Consider the following 17,822-nt stretch of genomic DNA (forward strand, 5'->3'; position numbering starts at 1 on the left):
CGGTCGCGTTCGCCGGCGGGCACAGTCTCATCCCCGGGAAAGGTCAGATCGGATAGTGGCGCGGCGTCGTCTGCACGGTAATCCAGCGCAACTCGGTGAACTCGCCAATGGACGCCTTGCTGCCGAAGCGCCCGTAACCGCTGGCCTTGACGCCACCAAACGGCATCTGCGCTTCGTCATGCACGGTCGGGCCGTTGATGTGGCAGATGCCCGACTCGATGCGCCTGGCCAGTTGCAGCGCGCGCGACACGTCGCGGCTGAAGATCGCCGCCGACAGACCGAACTCACTGTCGTTGGCCACCGCTACCGCTTCGTCGTCGCCTTGCACGCGCTGGATCGTCACCACCGGACCGAACGATTCCTCGCGGTACAGGCGCATGGCGGGCGTGATGCCGTCGACAATCGTGGCCTGCATGATTGCGCCGTCGACGCGACAGCCCAGCGGCAGACGCGCCCCATGTTCGCGCGCGTCTTCGACCAACGCCGCCACGCGCGACGCCGCCTGTGCGCTCACCATCGCCCCCAGCACACTGTCCGGCGATGTCGGTGCCCCGGCATGCAGCGTCGATGCCTTGGCGGTGAGTTTTTCGACGAAGGCGTCGGCAATGCGGGCGTCGACGATCACGCGCTCCGTCGACATGCAGATCTGCCCTTGGTTGAAGAACGCGCCGAAGGCAATGCCGTCGACGGCGGCGTCCAGATCGGCATCGTCGAGCACGAGTACCGGGGCCTTGCCGCCCAACTCCAGCAACGCCGGCTTGAGATGCTCGGCCGCGACACGCGCGATGATTCGCCCCACATGCGTGGAGCCGGTGAAGTTCACGCGGCGCACGGCGGGATGCGCAATCAGACGCGCCACGATCTCGCCCGCGTCGGCGGGCGCGTTCGTCACGACGTTGACCACCCCGTCGCCCAGCCCCGCCTCATGCAGACACGCACCGATCAGTGCATGCACGCCCGGGCATTGCTCCGAAGCCTTGAGCACGACCGTATTGCCACAGGCGAGCGGCATGGCCAGCGCACGCGTGGCGAGAATGACCGGGGCGTTCCACGGGGCGATGCCGAGCACCACGCCCACCGGCGAGCGCACCGCCATCGCGAGGCTGCCGGGCACGTCGCTCGGAATCACACTGCCGTCGATCTGCGTGGTCATGGCTGCCGCCTCGCGCAGCATGTTGGCCGCGAGCATGACGTTAAAGCCGTACCAGTTGGCCATCGCGCCCGTCTCGGCCGCACCGGTGGCAATGAATTCCGCCGCGCGTGCATCCATGCGCTCGGCAGCGGCGAGCAGACGCTGTCGACGTGCCGTGGGTGAGAGCGCCGCCCAGGCGGGGAATGCCGCCTGCGCGGCATCGACGGCGGCGTCGGCGTCAGCCAGCGTGGCCGCCGGGGCGCAAGACGCCACGGCGCCCGTCACCGGGTCGATCCGCTCGAACGTCGCCCCGCCCTGCGCGCCGCGCCACTGGCCACCAATCAGCATCTGCACTTCATGCATCGCGTGAGTCCTTTCTCGTTTGCTGGTTCGCTTCGATCGTTGCGTACGCCCTGTCAGCGCTTGTAGGCCTGCAGCCCCGGCTTTATCGACTTGTCGTCGAGGAACTGCTTGAGGCCCTGTTCACGGCCATGTTCCGGATCGCGCAGTTGTGCCTGATCGAGCTTGGCGTACAGATAGTCTTCGCTCTGCTCCCACGTGAGTTCGCGTGCACGCTTGAAACCGTGCTTCGCGGCGCGCAGCACCACCGGGTTCTTCTCGAGCAGCTTGGCGGCGAGCGCCAGCGTGGCGTCGCGCAACTGGGCGAGCGGCACGCTCTGATTGACCAGTCCCATGTCGGCCGCTTCCACGCCCGTGAACGTGTCGCCCGTCATGATGTAGTGCAGCGCACGACGATGCCCCACCGTATCGGCCATCGCCTTGCTCACCAGATTGCCCGGCGGAATGCCCCAGTTGATCTCCGACAGACCGAACACGGCTTCGTCGGCGGCAATCGCCAGATCGCAGGCCACGAGCGGCGAGAAACCGCCGCCGAAACACCACCCGTTGACCATCGCGATCGTGGGCTTCGAGTACATGCGCAGACGGCGCCATTGCCAGTCGGATGCGTCGCGACGCACGCGTTCCTGCACGATCTCAGGACCGCCGTCGATCTCGCGGAAATACTCCTTCAGGTCCATGCCGGCAGTCCACGCGGCGCCGGCCCCCGTGAGCACCACCACCTTGATGTCGGCATCGAGTTCGACCGCGTCGAGCACCTGATTCATTTCGGTGTTCAGCGTCGGGCTCATCGCATTGCGCTTCTCCGGGCGATTGAAGATCACCCAGCCGATACCGCCTTCGACTTTCACGTCGACCGTTTTCCAGCGTCCTTCGTATGCGTTCATTTTGCGTAATTCCCAAGTGTCCGGGACAACGTGCGCCGCGCGCCGGGAGTGGCGCGCGGTGTTGCCAACACGCACATTTAATATCAGGCAACCTTACATTGCAAGCACTGCGATTGCAGTGAAAACCCTAACGAATAAGCGTTAGAACGTATGACGCATGCCGAGCATCACGCCGGTCTGGCCGGAGCCGACGGGCGGCGTAGTACCGCCACCGCCGCCGCTGACCGAATACGCGGCGTGTGCGCTGTTGAACAGATAGGCGGCTTGCGCGTAGACGGCCGTGCGCACGGAGAGCGAATAGGTGGCGCGCAGCGTGGTCATGGTGCCGCGCGTGTTGTGGTCGCTGTTGATGATGCGATAGACCTCGCCGTCGACCAGCCATGCCGGCGTGATGCTGTACGCCGCGCCGAGATAGAACAGGTTCGAGTGCGTGTTGATGGCAGCCGTCGAGACGCGTCGGCCCAGCCAGCCGCCACCGACCTTGAACGCGCCGTACTTGTAGTACGCGCCCAGGGTCGTGCGGGTGTCCTTGTCGCTGCTGCTGGTGAAGGCCGAGGTCGCCTGTCCGTCGAAGAAGTTCGCCGCGGCGTTGGTGCCGCCGCGCTGCTCTTCATACGACGCCGCCACGCCGAAGTTGCTCGCGTCGTACTTGAGCATGGCCGACCAGTCGCGGCATTGCACCGACTGTCCCGGCACCTGCCCGGCACAGGTGCCCTGCCCCGGCGAGTTGCCCGTTCCGGCCGAGTCGCGGCCGAAGGAGTAGCCCAGGCCGAACGACAGCCCTTGCCACGCGACCTGGTACGTGACCGAGTTGTCGGTCCGTGCGTTGGGAATATAGGCGTCGAACGATCCCATGCCGTAGATGTCCGGGCCGAGCACGTCGGAGCCCAGCAGCGCGTAGTACGTCATGGTGTACTGGCGACCGAAGGCGAGCGTGCCGTAGGGTGCCTTCACGCCCACGAAGGCCTGACGCCCGAACAGGCGTCCGCCCTGCCCGAGGTCGCCGCCCCGGACATTGAAGCCGCTCTCCAGCTGGAAGATGGCGGCCAGGCCGCCGCCGAGATCTTCCGTACCACGCAGGCCCCAGCGTGAGGGCAGTTCGCCGGTCACGCCCGGCATGCGCCACACGGCGCCGTTGGCACTGGCGTTCGAGACGTACTCGATGCCGGTGTCGACAATGCCGTACAGCGTGATGTTCGATTGCGCGCCAGCGATGCCGGGCGCCACGAATGCCGCAGCCGCTCCGAGGGCGGCCAGCGCTCGTTTGTGCGAGGGAAGTGCCAATGCCATGCGAGTCTCCAATGGATTATTGATGTCGTTATCGGTAAAGCGCGTGCTCCGGCAAATGTGCGCGACGCGTGTCGGGAACGCGGCTCGCACAAGAAAAAACGCGACGGGGCAGCCGAATGCCGTCCGTCGCGTGAGAAGCGAGGCCAACCGATGCAGGTCAGTCAGCCGCGCGGGGACGACGGATAAGCGTGAGTGCGGCCAGCGCGGCCACGATCGTTACGGGAATGCTTGCGCCGATTACCACCGCAGCGCTGCTGCCCACGGCCAGCAACATGCCGGCAGCTAACGGCCCGACCACGGAGCCGATGCGGCCGATGGCCACGGCCGCGCCGACACCGGTACCACGCATGGCCGTCGGGTAGTAGGCCGCCGCCAGCGCATAGAGCACCGATTGCCCGCCGATGATGAACATGCCCGCGAAGAACGCCGCCGTGGCGAGCACGTTGAAGCCCTGTGCCGCAGCCAGACCGACAAGCGACGCGATCATGCCGAGGTACATGCCGCCGATGACGAGCGACATGCGCACGCGGTCCATCAGATAGCCGAGCGCGAGCACGCCCACGGCGCTTCCCACGTTGAAGAGAATCTGCACCCAGCCGATCTCGCCACGCGCGAGGCCACGCGAGCCCATCAGCGAGGGCAGCCAGTTGAGCAGGAAATACAGCACGATCAGCGTGCAGAAGTACGACAGCCACAGTTGGACGGTCGAGACGCCACGCCCTTCGGAGAACAGCACCGACATCATCGGCGCGGGCGTGGCGCGCTGCCCTTGCGCCGTGGCGGCGGCAAACGCGCGCGATTCCGGCAGGCACCATGCCAGCAGCGGCAACAGCAGCAACGGACCCACGCCACCGACATAGAAGATGTGACGCCAGTCGGCGTCGCTCACGGCGAGCATGCCGATGGTGGCCGCGATGCCACCGCCCAGCGGAATGCCGCAGTACATGATGCTCACGGCGGTGCCACGCGAGCGCGGCGCCACGGCTTCGGACGACAGCGCGATCAGGTTCGGCATGGCGCCGCCCAGTCCAATGCCCGTGAGCACGCGCACAATCACCAGCATCCAGAAATCCGATACGAATGCCGTGGCGATCGACAACACGCCGAACAGCGCTGCCGAGAGCATCAACACACGCTTGCGGCCGATGCTGTCGGCCAGCCGGCCGCCCACCATCGCCCCCGGCAACAGCCCGAACGTGCCTGCCGAAAACGCAATACCCATCTGCGCAACGCTCAGACCGAATTCCTTCGCCATGCCACGCGCTGCCACGCCGACCGATTGCAGGTCGAGGCCTTCGAGCAACGCCACGGCGAAGCACAAGGCAAGCGTGAGCGCGACCGGGCTGGCGTTGCTCGCCGCGCCGCCCTCACCCAATGGCAACGCTCGCGCGCTGCCGTCCCGATTCGATTCCATGGTGTCTCCTGTGATCTTCTTGATGGACTTCGGTCACCTTCCCCGATGGCCGCGACTGACACCGCGGGCCGATCGGACGGCGCCTGACGCAACGCCCTTCGACATCGGTAATGAAGCACCCATTTAATCAGGTAACCTGATATTAAAGACGCAAGTGCGACGCGCACGACGATGCCGCAGGCGCGGCGCGTCGTTTCGTCTTACCGTGTCACGGGGATTCGGTCGCGCGCGACGAGGCGGCGACGGACTCCATTTAATATCAAGCTACCTGACAATACAAGCAATCGGCAGGTCGGGACAAACCCGGAGTCAGTCGCGCAGATTTCGCACGAACATTTCGAGGTGGCGCTGCACGGCCGCGGCGTCTTCGCGGCTCACGTCGGCGCGCATGCGGGCGTCGATGTCCTTGGCCACGGCTTCGCATTGCGCGAGCACGCGACGGCCTTCGTCGGTCAGTTGCAACAGCACGATACGGCCGTGGTTGGGATCGGGCTCGCGCGTGATCCAATGGCGCGCCGCCATCACGCTCACGACCTCGTTGGCCGACTGTGGCGTGATGAACGAGCGCTGTGCGAGTTGTGCGTTGGAAAGCTTGCCACGTGCGTCGAGCACCGACAGCGCGGTGAACTGGGCGAGCGTGAGGCCGAGCGGCGCGAGCGCCTCCGACATGTGGCGACGCAGCAGACGATCGAGGCTGGCGATGACGTAGGTCAGGCGCAGCTTGGAGCGGCGCGGGCGCGTGTCAGCGGCGCCGGGCGTCCCGGTGGCCTCGCTGCCCGCCTCGGGTGTGGCGTTATCAACGGACGGCTTTTTCTTCTGGGGTACGACGCTCATGGTCAGAGGGCGAGAATGCGCAGATCTTCGCGTGGTGCGGGAAAGTCAGCAGTGTAACGCCGCCGTACGGTGGCGGCGACTCCCCCGCGCTTCAATCCGGCAATGCGCGTCGTGGCCCCGACGTCTCAGCTGGCCAGCTTGCGGAAGGTTTCGAGCACCGCGTCGCCCTTGAACGGCTTGACGATCCAGCCCTTCACGCCGGCGGCCTTGCCGCGCTCCTTCATGGCCGGGCTGCTCTCGGTGGTCAGCATCACTACGTTGACGGCCGTATTCGCCAGCTCTCCGCGAATCTTCTCGACCATCGTCAGGCCATCCATGTTGGGCATGTTCACGTCGCTGATGACGAGCTTCACGCCCGGGCTGGCCTTGATCTTTGCCAGACCGTCCTTGCCGTCGACGGCAGTGTCCACGTCCAGGCCGTTCTTGCGCAGGAAACCGGCGACTTCGTCGCGCACGGTGCTCGAATCGTCGACTACGAGAATCTTCGACATGATGTTGTCCTTTGTGTGTAAGAGATGAAGTATCCGAGCCGGGATCTCAGAATAATTCCAGCGCCCCGGTCTCGACGGGTTCAGCCGGTGCCTGCGCCGCTTCGCGGAACGCATCGGGCGACCAGTTGAGACTGAAAACGAAATGCTGATGCAGCGTGACCGTCTGGCCGTTCACCGGGTCGGTGATCCGGTAGACGAAACACAGTTGCGGGTTGTCGGTGCCGAACGAGATGTACTTCTGTTTGTGATTGATGAGCAGCGGCACCTGCACCTGCGCGCGGTCGACGGCCGACGGATCGCCCAGGTAGCGGTTCTTGAACGCGCCCCAGATAAGGTTCGTCAATTCACCAAGCATGCCGTTGAGCTCGCGAAACCCGGCCTGTCCCTCGCAACGCTCGGTGTGCTCGAGCAGTTGCATGAACGGCACCTGCTCGGCCTGCATCATCATGTAGCCACGGCACCAGGCGCTTTCGAGCGGAATCAGGCTGAAGACTTCGCCGAAGATGATGCGGTCGCGCACCACGCTGGGCGACTCGCACATCAGCTCGATGTCGCCGAACAGGCCGCGAAACACGCCTTCGGTGATGTCGATCATGCCGCGCACGAGCGCTTCGGGATATTCGTGTTCGACGCTGTCGTCGAGGATCAGGAACTGGCTGACCGACTCGCGGGGGGTGCTTCGGTTCATTATCGTAATTTCCTAAGGCTTAACAAGAGCAATGCCGATTCAAAACAATTCCAGCTCGCCGCTGCTGTCCTGCGTCTCGTTCACATCGGCGTAAAAATCCAGCGGTGCGTGCGCGCAAACGCACAGCGTGGCGGCGAGTCGTACCGAGCCGTCGAGTGTGATGTCCCACGACGCCAGATGATTCGGCTTGAGCTGCATGAGGTGAGGCACGCAGCGCGCGCTCAGCACGTACGGGGTCGACATGCCGAGATCCGGGAAGTGATCGAGCAACGCCTGATTGATCGCCCCGCAACACAGGTTGCTGATCTCGAGAAAGACTTCGCTGAATGGCCGGTCGGCGTCTTCGCCCGCGAAGTAGGCTGTGGTCGCGTCGTCCTCGTCGTAGTGCAGCACGAGCAGCATGCGAAAGCCGATGGACGAGATCGTCAGCACGACCACGTTCGCATGCCGGGCTGCGAGTTCGACTTCGCGCCCGGTGTCGTCCCCCCCCTCGGACGAATCGGACTTGAACGGCACGATCTCGCACGGCGCCTCGGCCGAGCGAGCGAGACGGGTGCGTGCCGCCTTGTGCAAAATGCGTTCGAAACTGTCGCGTGCGTGAGCGCTGATCACAACGAAACCTGCCTGCTGGTGAGTGCCGAAAACTAGTGAAGACGGGAATGCAACTGCTGCGCGAGCGACTCGACGCTCGAGAGCGACGCCGCAATCATCTTGCCACCCGCCTGAATGTCCTGAAACGTCGCCGTCGTGGTCACGTCGTTGCGATGCAGGCTGTCGCGATAGCTCTTCGAGAGCTCCTCGGAGCGCGTGGCAAGCGCACGGACCTCACTCGCCACGATGCCGAAGCCCCGCCCCGCCGTGCCCGCACGGGCCGCTTCGATGGACGCATTGAGCGACACGATCAGCACGTGCCGCACGATCGATGCCAGCTCGTGGTTCTTCGCATGCATGTCCTGGTTTTGCGTCATGAGCGAGATCATCTGCTCATGCCAGCGCTCGAAAGTCGCAGCCAGCCCGCGAAGCCGCGCGGCTTCTCCGGCAATGCGTTCGGCTTCCGACTGCCACATGGCCTTGGCTTCAAGCACCGACGCTTCCGACTTGCGCGCGGCTTGCAGGTCGTGATCGGCCTGTGCCAGTTGCGCTTGCAACCCGGCGATGGCGTCGTCGTTCGCTTGCGAAAGCGCAGCCTTGTCCGCGAGCGCCACGCGCTCACGCTCCAACGCCTGCGCCAGCGCCTCGTCGTGCGTCTTCGTCAATGCGCGCCAGTGCGCCGTGGCTCGCGCCATGCGCACGCGATGCACCACGAACCCCGCGACGCCGACGATTACTGCCCCGGCGAGCGCACCCGCCGCCAGCCATTCCACTGCTTCCATGCTCACATCATCTCCGAAAGCGGCGCGGCGGCCGCAGCCCCTTCAGGTCTGCGCCGCCTTGCCCATCGTGCTTCGTCTCTCGATTCTTGCGTCGTTGCCAATCACGCCACACGGGCAGTGATTGGCGCCTTGCCTGTCAGACCTTGTCCGCCTGCGACAGATCACCACGCGACGCCGACGCGCCGTTCAGGCCGATCGGCGCGTCTTGCGATTCGCTGGCGGGAAGCGCCGGCAGATCGACGGCGTCGGCCGCCACGCTGTTCAGATCGAAGCCGTCGACCACGAGGTTGTCGGGCAGGCACACGACCGTCTGGAACTGACGGAACTCCGCGCCCTTGCGCTCGTCGGTGAAGCGCAGTTCGATGCGGCCGTGCTCGCGACGCACGAAGTCCTGCACCGCGTCCATGCCAACACCGCGCCCCGAGACTTCGGTGACTTCCGAAGCCGTCGAGAAGCCGGGACGGAAGATGAACTGTGCGATCTGCTCGTCGGTCACGTAGGTTTCCGGCGTGATCCAGCCGCGCTGCACCGCAATGCTGCGGATGCGATGCAATGCCAGACCGCGACCGTCGTCGGTGAGGGTGACCTGCAGCATGTTGTGATCGAGGCCCACTTCGATATCGATCATGCCTGCGGCCGGCTTGCCCTTGGCGCGGCGCTCGTCGGCGCCTTCCAGGCCGTGGTCCATCGAGTTACGCAGCAAGTGCATGAACACGTCGCGCAGGATGCGCACGGCCGGCGAGCGCAAACGGTAGCCGTTGTCGTCGATGCGCACGGCCGGTGCGGGTTTGCCGAGTTCGCCCGCGAGCGACGGCAGCGAGTCGAGCACGCCGCCCAGCGCTTCGCCCACGCCTTCGGTGCCAAGCAGGCGCAGCGTCTGGTGCACGGCGTCGCGCATGGCCACGAGTTGGTGCAGATCGTTCGGATCGGCCGCTTCGAGCATGCGAAGGCTGGCGCGAATGTGGCCACGGTCGACCACCATCGACAGCTCGTCGGCCGTGCGGCCCGGCCCCTTGCGGCCGAGACTCATCTCGTTGATGTGCGCATACGTATCGACAGCGTCGCGAACGCGCTCGAGCTCGCGCATCAGGCCGTCCTGATCCCACAAGCGGGCGACTTCCGGTTGACGCAGCTCGTGATAGCGCTGCTCGGTCTCGTGCACGACGTTCGTCAGGTACTGCAGGTTGTACGTGCGTGCATTGCCCTTGATCGTGTGCATGTTGCGGAACAGCTCGGCAATCGCCGCGCTGTCGGCTTGCGAATGCTTGCGGATGATGCGTTCGTTCTCGCGAATGAAGTCCGACGAGCTCTCGATGAAGTGATGGAACTTCTCCTGACTCACGGCCAGAATCTCGCCGATCATCTCCAGACGCTGCTTCTGCTCGTTGGCTTCGGCGGCGAGTTCGCGCAGTTCGGTCACGTCGCGCACGCACAGCATCAGGCGCAGGATCGTATCGGTCTCGTCGGTAATTGCCGACCACGTCAGGTCGAGCTGCTTCATGCGGCCGTCGGGCATGCGCTTGCCGATTTCGCCGACGAGCAGGTGTTCGTTGAAGGCGAAGTTGATGGCGTCCTGCCCGATGCAGGCGTCGATGGCCGCCTCGACCTGCGACAGCGCATCGGCACCGAGGTCGCTGTCGCCGAAGACCAGGTCCATCACGCCGCGACCGGCGATGTCCTGCGTCTCGAAGATCGCTTCGAGATAGGCGGAGTATTCGCCGTGGATCTTCGAGCCGTCGACGACCGTCAGAATGCCCTGCTGCATGTTCTGCAACATCGCCTGAATATCGGCTGTCTTCTGCTTGAGTTGCGCCGAGCGCTCCTGAATCTTCTCGATCATGCCGTTGAACGCGACGATCGAGTGGCCGATCTCGTCCATGCGGCCGACCGGCACGCGACGCGTGAAGTCCTGGCTGTTGGCGATCTCGCTCATCATGCCCTGCATGCGCGAGAGCGGACGCGTGATCTGGCGGTACAGCAGCGCGCCGATGGCCGTGAGCAGCACGATCGCCAGCCCGGTCACGATGCCGATGGCCGTCGTGGTGGTCGAGAGCGTGTCGTTGAGCGTGGCGATGGCGGCGTCTTTCTGGCGGTTCTTCTCGACACGCAGCGTGTTGACCACGCCCTCGAGTTCGTCGCGATATTGCGCAACCATCGCGAACATGAACGCCTGCGCCATCTCGGTCTTGCCCGCCTGCTTGAGCTTGGCGGTGTCGGTGATGGCGTTGAAGTAGTTGTCGACACTCTCGCGAGCTTGCTCGACAAGCCCCTTCTGCGCGTCGCTCGCAGCGCCATCGGCCTGGCGGGCAAGCGACTGATCAATGTCGCCGCGCAGCTTCTTGAGATTCTCGAGCGACTGCTCGACGACAGTCTCGTCGGGCGCGTAGACCAGCGTCATGGTGGCAATCTGCACCGCCTTGACCTGCGAGACGAGATCGGCGGACGCCAGCGCACTGGGCACCACGCCTTCCGTTACCTGTCGCACCTTCTGCGCACTCGCGCGGGTCTGGTAGACCGCGTAGCCGCCGATGATCGAGAGCGCGACAAACGTCAGGATCACCAATAGCGTTATTCGATGACGGATGGTCATTGCGTCATTTCCCCGGGTCGCACCGGCGCCCGGTGCCCCGCGTTATGTGACGCAGTAGATCGGCCGCCGAATTAGTTTGTAGATGCCTCGTGCGCCGTGATTATTGCGGGTGAACTGTGACGGTTCGATGAATCAACGGAATCTTCACGTTGCCATGTTGCGGCAGTACCGTGTAGGAATCCGAGATGAGTAAGTGCGCACCAACGGTGGCCGATCCGGCGCCTGCGTCCTCCTGGGGTCCCCCCCGGGGAAGCGAGGGACCGACGCGCCTGCTGCGAGTGAGCAGCCACTGCGCTGGCAAAAGAACGTGTCAGCCGCGCGGCATGTCTGCCATGGCGTCGATACGCTGCATCGAGGCGACCGCCAGTTCCGTGAATTGCCGCCACAACTCGGATTTCGCGCGGCCGCGTTTGACGATGCGATGGAATCCGAGCGTCACCTCCGGGTGAGTGAGCACCTCCCAACGTACGGCGCGATGGCGGCACGCCGGCAGGGCGAAAGTCGGCATGATGGCGGTTCCAAGTCCCGCTTCCGCCATGCCGATCAGCGTTTCGAACCGGCGGTACACCGGACGCGGCTCGTCCGCACGGCCAATGCGGGCGAGATGCGTCTCCACCAATTGCTGTATCGGATTGTCCGGCGGCAGGCCGATAAGCGCTTCGCCACTCAAGGCGCTCCACGCAGCGCCGCCCGGCGCGTCGCCCTGACTCCCCTTGCGCGGCGTGCGCTTCGCCGACGCACTCACTTTCATCAGCCGAAACGACTGCAACAGCGTTCGCTCGATGCCGTGAGACGCCTTCGTGAAGAAGCCGAATCCGATGTCGGCGTCCCCCTGCTCGATGAGCGTGTGCACCTGCGACAGCTCGGCCTCGTGCAAGCGCAGATCCACATCGGGATGCGCCTGCTGAAACGTGCCGAACCATTCCGGCATCAGGTGCGACGACACCAGCGGGGTGGCCGCGATCCGGAGTGTCTTGCGCGACGCCTGTCCGAAAGCGGCGATCTGGCCGGCCACGGCGTCGAGTTGCCCGACGGCCGCGCTCGCCACGGGCAGCAACGCGTGACCGGCCTGCGTGAGCGTCACGCTGCGGGTGGTGCGGTCGAACAGACGACTGCCGAGTTGCGTCTCGATCTCCCGCATCATCACCGACAACCCGGCCTGCGTGATGTGCAGCCGCTCGGCCGCCCGTGTGAAGTTGCCCAGCGTGGCCACCAGCACGAAAGCCTTCAACTGACGCAGCGAGATGTTCATCGTGAACTAATAACCGTTGAATATGAATTCATATGATAGTCAAAATTCCCTAATGACTGGCGACGCGCTCTAATGGTGGCCATTCAAGAACGACTCAGGAGACACCCCCATGTCCTCATCGATCGATGTGGCTATCGTCGGCGCCGGAATCGGCGGCCTCACCCTCGCGCTCAGCCTGCACGAAGCGGGCGTCGCCTGCCGTGTCTATGAAGCCGTATCCGAGATTCGGCCGCTGGGCGTGGGCGTGAACATCCTGCCGCACGCCTCGCGCGTGCTCGACGGCCTCGGCCTGACGCCCGCGCTGCGCGAGGTGGCCGTCACGACGCGCGAATCGGCCTTCTTCAATCGTTTCGGTCAGTTCGTGTACAGCGAGCCGGCCGGCGAGTACGCGGGTTACCAATGGCCGCAGTACTCGATCCATCGCGGCGATCTGCAAGGCGTGTTGCTGGCCGCCGTGCGCGAGCGTCTCGGTCACGACGCCGTGGTCGAGGGGCACCGCTGCACCGGCTTCATGCAGGACGACGACGAAGTCACCATTTCGTTCGAATCGCCCGACGGCGACTCGCTGGCGCCGGTCACGGCGCGGCTGCTCATCGCAGGCGACGGCATCCACTCGGTCGTGCGCAAGCAGTTCTATCCTACCGAGGGCGCGCCCCGCTATTCGGGCGTGAACATGTGGCGCGGCAGCGTGGTGCTGCCGCCGTTCCTCACCGGCGCATCGATGGTGCGCGCAGGCTGGCTGTCGGTCGGCAAGATGGTGATCTACCCGATTCGCAACAACGTCGACGGCAAGGGCAACCAGTTGGTGAACTGGGTGGCCGAGATCGAAGCGCCCCGCCCCGCGCGGCGCGATTGGAACGGCATCGGCCGTCTCGAAGACTTCTTCCCCGCGTTCGCCGACTGGCATTTCGACTGGCTCGACGTGGCCGGCATGATCGAGGCGACCGAGACCATTCTGGAGTATCCGATGGTCGATCAGGACCCGCTGCCGCGCTGGAGCTTCGGGCGCGTGACCCTGCTCGGCGACGCCGCGCACCCGATGGTGCCGCGGGGGTCGAACGGCGCAGGACAGGCCATTCTCGACGCACCGTGTCTCGCGGCACAGCTGCGCGAACACGGTCTTACTCCCGCCGCGCTCGAAGCGTACGAGCGCATTCGCGGCAAGGCGACCGCCGACGTGGTGCTGATGAACCGCAAGGCGCCGCCCGACGCGATTTTGCAAACCGTGCACGAGTTGAGCGGCGACAAACCCTTCACGCATATCGACGACGTCATCAGCGCCGCCGATCTCGCGGAGATCTCGAATCGCTACAAGAACGTTGCCGGCCTGAACCGGGAGACGCTCAACGCCGCCAACGCCGCGCCAGCGACTCGCTGACCCCAACGGCAATCCATCGCCGATCATGCGTGCGCGCCGCCGGGTGCGCACGCATTTGCCTTTTCTGACAGAGCCTCGCGAACGAGGCCGATCACGGAGACAGTGCCATGCCTAACCCCCGCATCGATTTGCGTGCGCTCATCGACGAACGGCCCTTCGGCCGCTATCAGATATTCGTCACGGCGCTTTGCGCGCTGATCGTCTTTCTCGACGGCTTCGACACACAGGCCATCGGCTACGTGGCCCCCGCCATCGTCCATGCGCTGGGCATCGAGCGTTCGGCGCTAAGTCCGGTGTTCTCGGCAAGCCTCGTCGGCCTCACGCTCGGCGCCCTCATCGGTGGACCGATCTCGGATCGTGTCGGCCGCCGTCCGGTGCTGATTGCCGGCATGCTGATCTTCGGCGCGATGTCGCTCGCGACGGCGTTCGCGCCCTCGGTCACGGCACTGCTGGTACTGCGCCTGGCCACCGGCATCGGCCTCGGTTGCGTGATGCCCAACGCCATTGCACTCACGGGTGAGTTCGCCCCGGAGCGTGTGCGCTCGACCGCGATCATGGTGATGTTCTGCGGCTTCTCGCTGGGCGCCGCACTCGGCGGACTCGCCGCCGCCGGGCTGATTCGCGACTACGGCTGGCCGTCGGTGTTCATCGTGGGTGGCGTGCTGCCGCTTGCATTCGCGCTCGTCGCCTGGCGCTACCTGCCCGAATCGCCGCGCTTTCTGATCGTGAAGGCGCAGGATCCGGCGCGTCTGCGCGCGGTCATGCGCAAGCTCGCACCCGATCTGCCCGCCGACGCGCAAATCGACGGCGGCGCCGACGTGCATGCCACCGGTCACGCCGGCGTGGGCGCGCTCTTCGCGGACAAGCGGGTTCGCATCACCCTGTTGCTGTGGGTGATCTTCTTCATGAGCCTGATGGATCTGTACTTCCTGTCGAGCTGGCTGCCAACGGTGATTCACGACGCCGGCATCCCGCTCGACACCGCCGCGCTCATCACGTCGATGCTCCAGATCGGCGGCACGCTCGGCACCCTCACACTCGGACGCGTGTTCGACCGCGTGCCGCCCTTCAGGGCGCTCGCGGCGGTGTATCTCTGTGCGGCGCTCTGCATCGTGCTGGTGGGGCTGGCAGGGACGTCGGTGACCGTGCTCGGCGCAACGATCTTCGGGGCGGGGTTCTGCGTGGTGGGCGGCCAGATCGGCGCCAACGCGCTGGCGGCGCGCACTTACCCGACAGCGATCCGCGGCACCGGGGTGGGATGGGCGCTCGGCATCGGCCGCATCGGCTCCATTGTCGGGCCGATCGTCGGGGGCGTGCTGCTGGCCCTGCACTGGGACCCGCAGCACCTGTTCATGATCGCCGCCGTGCCGGTGTTCATCGCCAGCGTGGCGGCATTCGCGATCAGCGTGGGCGCGCGGCGCGACATGCGCCGCGCAGCCCGGCCCACGCCCGCGTCGAGCGAGCGTGCCTGATCAGTAGCCCGCAGCGAGGCCGTCGCGGCGGCTGTCGCTCGCGGCCACGTAGCCGCGTTCCGGATCGTTGCGATCCAGACGCCAGATGTACTGGCCCGAGCCGAAGTCCATGTACGGATCGTCGATGGACTTCAGCTTGTGGCCCAGCGCCACCAGCCCGGCGACCGTTTCCCGATCCATCGTCGATTCGATATCGACCGTGAAGTCGCGGTTGACCTTCCAGCGCGGTGCATCGCAAGCCGCCTGCGGCTGCTGGCCGTAGTCGAGCATGCGCACGACCGATTGCAGATGCCCTTGCGGCTGCATGTCGCCGCCCATCACACCAAAGCTCATCACGGCTTCGTGCCTGCCGTCGACCTTCTGCGTGAGGAACGCCGGAATGATCGTATGGAACGGCCGCTTGCCGCCTTCCACCACGTTGACCGACTTCGGATCCATCGAGAAGCCGCAGCCGCGGTTCTGCAACGCAATGCCCAGATCCGGCACCACGACGCCCGAGCCGAAGCCCATGTAGTTCGACTGGATGAAGCTGACCATCATGCCCTGCTCGTCAGCCGCCGTCAGGTAGATCGTGCCGCCCGACTTCGGCATGCCGAAGTCGAAATGCGTGGCCTTGTCCGGATCGATCAGCCTGGCGCGTTCGGTCAGATACGCATCGTCGAGCATCTGTTCCGGCGTGACTTCCATCGAGCGCGGATCGGCCACGTACTTGTACAGGTCGGCGAACGCCAACTTCATCGCTTCGATCTGCAAGTGCTGCGAATGCACGCGATCGACCGCAAGGCTCGAGACGTCGAACTTGTCGAGAATGCCCAGTGCGATCAGCGCCGCAATGCCCTGCCCGTTCGGCGGAATCTCGTGCACGGTGTAGCCGCGATAGTCCTTCTCGATGGGCTTGACCCAGTCGGCGCGGTAGTTGCGCAGATCGTCGGTCGTCATCGCGCCGCCATGCTCGGCCGACCAGGCGGCGATGCGCTCGGCGATCTGGCCTTCGTAGTACGCGCGCGGACCTTGCTCGGCAAGCATGCGCAGAGTACGCGCATGGCCCGGCATGCGCATCATCTCGCTCGTCGTCGGCGCACGGCCATTCGGCATGAAGGTTTGTGCGTAGCCTGGCTGGTCCTTCAGTTCGGGCACCGCTGCCGCCCACTTGCGCGCAACGATATGCGCGACCGCATGGCCGCGCTCCGCGATCTCGATGGCCGGTGCCATCAGGTCGGCGAACGGCAGCTTGCCGAACTTCGCATGCAGCGCTTCCCAGCCGGCGATCACGCCGGGCACGGTCGCCGTGTCCACGCCACGCACCGGCTGCTTCGCAATGCCGTGCTGCTCGCCGTACTTCTTGCGGAAATAGTCGACGTTCCACGCGGCGGGCGCCACACCCGAGGCGTTCAGGCCGTGGACCTGCTTGCCGTCCCAGACCAGCGCGAAGCAATCGCCGCCCAGACCGTTCGAGACCGGCTCGACGATGGTCATGCACGCGGCGGCGGCAATCGCGGCGTCGACGGCATTGCCGCCCTGCCAGAGAATGCGAAGGCCGGCCTGCGCCGCAAGCGGATGCGACGTCGACACGATGTTGCGGGCGAACACCGGCAGGCGCGGTGTCGGGTACGGGTTCTGCCAATTGAATTGCGTCATGGGACTACCTGTTGACCTCTGTCTCGAATGGTTGGAGTGAAGCTGCCGGGTGCAGACGTCGGTAACGTCTCTGTTGTTGTGAGGGGTCGTTATTGCTCGCGCGGATCGAGCGCGTCGCGCAGACCATCACCCAGCAGGTTGAAACCGAGTACCGTCAGGAAAATGGCGATACCGGGGAAAATGGACATCCAGGGCGCCTGCTCGACGAAGTCCTTGGCCGTGTTGAGCATCGAGCCCCACGACGGCAACGGCGGCAGTTGTCCCAGCCCGAGAAACGACAGGCTCGCCTCGGCGATGATCGCCGTCGCCACGGTGAGGCTCGCCTGCACGATGATCGGCGGCAGCACGTTGGGCAGGATGTAGCGCACGATGATGCGCGTATCCGTCAAACCGATGGCGCGCGCGCCTTCCACATACTCTTCCGCCTTGACCGTCAGCGCCTGTGCCCGTGCCAGGCGCACGAAGCGCGGCATCGCCGACACGCCAATGGCGATCATCGCGTTGGTCAGGCTCGCGCCGAGGAATGCGGCCATCGCAATCGCCAGGATCAGGAACGGGATCGAGAGCAACGCGTCGGCCAGTCGCGACACGATGGCGTCGACCCAGCGGCCGAAGTAGCCCGCGAGCAAGCCCAGCGGCACGCCGACAATCACCGCGATCCCGACCGACACCACGCCCGCCGCGAGCGAGGCGCGTGCGCCGAAGATCATGCGCGCCAGCACGTCGCGGCCCAACTCGTCGGTACCGAACCAGTGCAATGCGCTCGGTGCCTGTCGCACTGTCATGAAGCTCGTGGCAATCGGGTCGTACGGCGAGAGCCACGGCGCGAATATCGCCACGAGCACGGCGAACGCCACGATGACGGCACCGGCCAGCGCGGCCCGATTGCGCGCGAACTTGCGCAAGCCGCGATAGCGACGGCGCGGCAGACGCTCGGCACCGGCCATCGGCGCAGCGGCGCGCTGCCCGCCGGCGCTCGGCGAAGGCTGCGGTGAGGAAGAAGTCGTGGGCAATGCGGCCATG

General features: G+C 65.4%; 15 protein-coding genes. 2 read left to right on the forward strand and 13 right to left on the reverse strand.

All coding sequences use genetic code 11. From position 1 onward, the window contains the following. Window positions 1-43: 43 nt before the first annotated feature. From ABWO90_RS08155 to ABWO90_RS08205, 11 genes are all read right to left on the reverse strand, one after another. The gene (locus ABWO90_RS08155; protein WP_353190703.1) at window positions 44-1,495 is read right to left on the reverse strand and encodes an aldehyde dehydrogenase; all 1,452 of its coding nucleotides are present in this window, start codon (window positions 1,493-1,495) and stop codon (window positions 44-46) included. Between the two features lie 53 nt (window positions 1,496-1,548). Then, a complete protein-coding gene (locus ABWO90_RS08160) occupies window positions 1,549-2,379 on the reverse strand; it encodes a p-hydroxycinnamoyl CoA hydratase/lyase (protein ID WP_353190704.1) in 831 nt (276 codons plus the stop codon). A 141-nt stretch (window positions 2,380-2,520) separates the two neighbouring features. Further along, complete coding sequence (locus tag ABWO90_RS08165; RefSeq protein WP_353190705.1) at window positions 2,521-3,669, reverse strand: porin; 1,149 nt, start codon at window positions 3,667-3,669, stop codon at window positions 2,521-2,523. A 157-nt stretch (window positions 3,670-3,826) separates the two neighbouring features. Continuing rightward, window positions 3,827-5,083 carry a 3-(3-hydroxy-phenyl)propionate transporter MhpT gene (gene mhpT / locus ABWO90_RS08170; protein ID WP_353190706.1) on the reverse strand — a complete coding sequence of 419 codons (1,257 nt, stop codon included), beginning with the start codon at window positions 5,081-5,083 and terminating at the stop codon, window positions 3,827-3,829. A gap of 309 nt (window positions 5,084-5,392) precedes the next feature. Then, on the reverse strand, window positions 5,393-5,917 hold the full coding sequence (locus ABWO90_RS08175; protein WP_353190707.1) for a MarR family winged helix-turn-helix transcriptional regulator: 525 nt from the start codon (window positions 5,915-5,917) through the stop codon (window positions 5,393-5,395). A 125-nt stretch (window positions 5,918-6,042) separates the two neighbouring features. Beyond that, the gene (locus ABWO90_RS08180) at window positions 6,043-6,408 is read right to left on the reverse strand and encodes a response regulator (RefSeq protein WP_353190708.1); all 366 of its coding nucleotides are present in this window, start codon (window positions 6,406-6,408) and stop codon (window positions 6,043-6,045) included. A 46-nt stretch (window positions 6,409-6,454) separates the two neighbouring features. Next, window positions 6,455-7,096 (reverse strand): chemotaxis protein CheX, encoded by a 642-nt coding sequence (locus ABWO90_RS08185; RefSeq protein ID WP_353190709.1) that lies wholly within the window; start codon window positions 7,094-7,096, stop codon window positions 6,455-6,457. 39 nt (window positions 7,097-7,135) lie between these two features. After that, window positions 7,136-7,708 carry a hypothetical protein gene (locus ABWO90_RS08190; protein WP_353190710.1) on the reverse strand — a complete coding sequence of 191 codons (573 nt, stop codon included), beginning with the start codon at window positions 7,706-7,708 and terminating at the stop codon, window positions 7,136-7,138. Between the two features lie 32 nt (window positions 7,709-7,740). Beyond that, window positions 7,741-8,469 (reverse strand): methyl-accepting chemotaxis protein, encoded by a 729-nt coding sequence (locus ABWO90_RS08195; protein WP_353190711.1) that lies wholly within the window; start codon window positions 8,467-8,469, stop codon window positions 7,741-7,743. Window positions 8,470-8,605: 136 nt separating this feature from the next. Next, window positions 8,606-11,059 (reverse strand): MCP four helix bundle domain-containing protein, encoded by a 2,454-nt coding sequence (locus ABWO90_RS08200; protein ID WP_353190712.1) that lies wholly within the window; start codon window positions 11,057-11,059, stop codon window positions 8,606-8,608. A 310-nt stretch (window positions 11,060-11,369) separates the two neighbouring features. Next, window positions 11,370-12,311, reverse strand: a complete 942-nt coding sequence (locus tag ABWO90_RS08205; RefSeq protein WP_353190713.1) for a LysR family transcriptional regulator — start codon at window positions 12,309-12,311, stop codon at window positions 11,370-11,372. A gap of 109 nt (window positions 12,312-12,420) precedes the next feature. Here ABWO90_RS08205 and ABWO90_RS08210 point away from each other — a divergent pair, with 109 nt between their 5' ends. Further along, on the forward strand, window positions 12,421-13,689 hold the full coding sequence (locus ABWO90_RS08210; RefSeq protein ID WP_353190714.1) for a flavin-dependent oxidoreductase: 1,269 nt from the start codon (window positions 12,421-12,423) through the stop codon (window positions 13,687-13,689). A gap of 107 nt (window positions 13,690-13,796) precedes the next feature. After that, the gene (locus ABWO90_RS08215; RefSeq protein ID WP_353190715.1) at window positions 13,797-15,161 is read left to right on the forward strand and encodes an MFS transporter; all 1,365 of its coding nucleotides are present in this window, start codon (window positions 13,797-13,799) and stop codon (window positions 15,159-15,161) included. Here ABWO90_RS08215 and ABWO90_RS08220 read toward each other — a convergent pair whose 3' ends face one another. Together ABWO90_RS08220 and ABWO90_RS08225 are read right to left on the reverse strand one after the other, a co-directional pair. After that, window positions 15,162-16,799, reverse strand: coding sequence for a gamma-glutamyltransferase family protein (locus ABWO90_RS08220; protein ID WP_353190716.1), 1,638 nt, complete (start codon window positions 16,797-16,799; stop codon window positions 15,162-15,164). Between the two features lie 89 nt (window positions 16,800-16,888). Further along, a complete protein-coding gene (locus ABWO90_RS08225; RefSeq protein WP_353190748.1) occupies window positions 16,889-17,746 on the reverse strand; it encodes an ABC transporter permease in 858 nt (285 codons plus the stop codon). Window positions 17,747-17,822 lie beyond the last annotated feature (76 nt).

Origin of the sequence: Pandoraea pnomenusa (assembly GCF_040391475.1) — a bacterium.
Lineage (GTDB): Bacteria > Pseudomonadota > Gammaproteobacteria > Burkholderiales > Burkholderiaceae > Pandoraea > Pandoraea pnomenusa_C.

Coding starts and splice junctions, on each gene's coding strand:
- ABWO90_RS08180 (WP_353190708.1), bottom strand. CDS start 6,408: ATGTCGAAGATTCTCGTAGTCGACGATTCGAGCACCGTGCGCGACGAA.
- ABWO90_RS08185 (WP_353190709.1), bottom strand. CDS start 7,096: ATGAACCGAAGCACCCCCCGCGAGTCGGTCAGCCAGTTCCTGATCCTC.
- ABWO90_RS08215 (WP_353190715.1), top strand. CDS start 13,797: ATGCCTAACCCCCGCATCGATTTGCGTGCGCTCATCGACGAACGGCCC.
- ABWO90_RS08205 (WP_353190713.1), bottom strand. CDS start 12,311: ATGAACATCTCGCTGCGTCAGTTGAAGGCTTTCGTGCTGGTGGCCACG.
- ABWO90_RS08200 (WP_353190712.1), bottom strand. CDS start 11,059: ATGACCATCCGTCATCGAATAACGCTATTGGTGATCCTGACGTTTGTC.
- ABWO90_RS08210 (WP_353190714.1), top strand. CDS start 12,421: ATGTCCTCATCGATCGATGTGGCTATCGTCGGCGCCGGAATCGGCGGC.
- ABWO90_RS08225 (WP_353190748.1), bottom strand. CDS start 17,746: ATGGCCGGTGCCGAGCGTCTGCCGCGCCGTCGCTATCGCGGCTTGCGC.
- ABWO90_RS08220 (WP_353190716.1), bottom strand. CDS start 16,799: ATGACGCAATTCAATTGGCAGAACCCGTACCCGACACCGCGCCTGCCG.
- ABWO90_RS08155 (WP_353190703.1), bottom strand. CDS start 1,495: ATGCATGAAGTGCAGATGCTGATTGGTGGCCAGTGGCGCGGCGCGCAG.
- ABWO90_RS08160 (WP_353190704.1), bottom strand. CDS start 2,379: ATGAACGCATACGAAGGACGCTGGAAAACGGTCGACGTGAAAGTCGAA.
- ABWO90_RS08165 (WP_353190705.1), bottom strand. CDS start 3,669: ATGGCATTGGCACTTCCCTCGCACAAACGAGCGCTGGCCGCCCTCGGA.
- mhpT (WP_353190706.1), bottom strand. CDS start 5,083: ATGGAATCGAATCGGGACGGCAGCGCGCGAGCGTTGCCATTGGGTGAG.
- ABWO90_RS08175 (WP_353190707.1), bottom strand. CDS start 5,917: ATGAGCGTCGTACCCCAGAAGAAAAAGCCGTCCGTTGATAACGCCACA.
- ABWO90_RS08195 (WP_353190711.1), bottom strand. CDS start 8,469: ATGGAAGCAGTGGAATGGCTGGCGGCGGGTGCGCTCGCCGGGGCAGTA.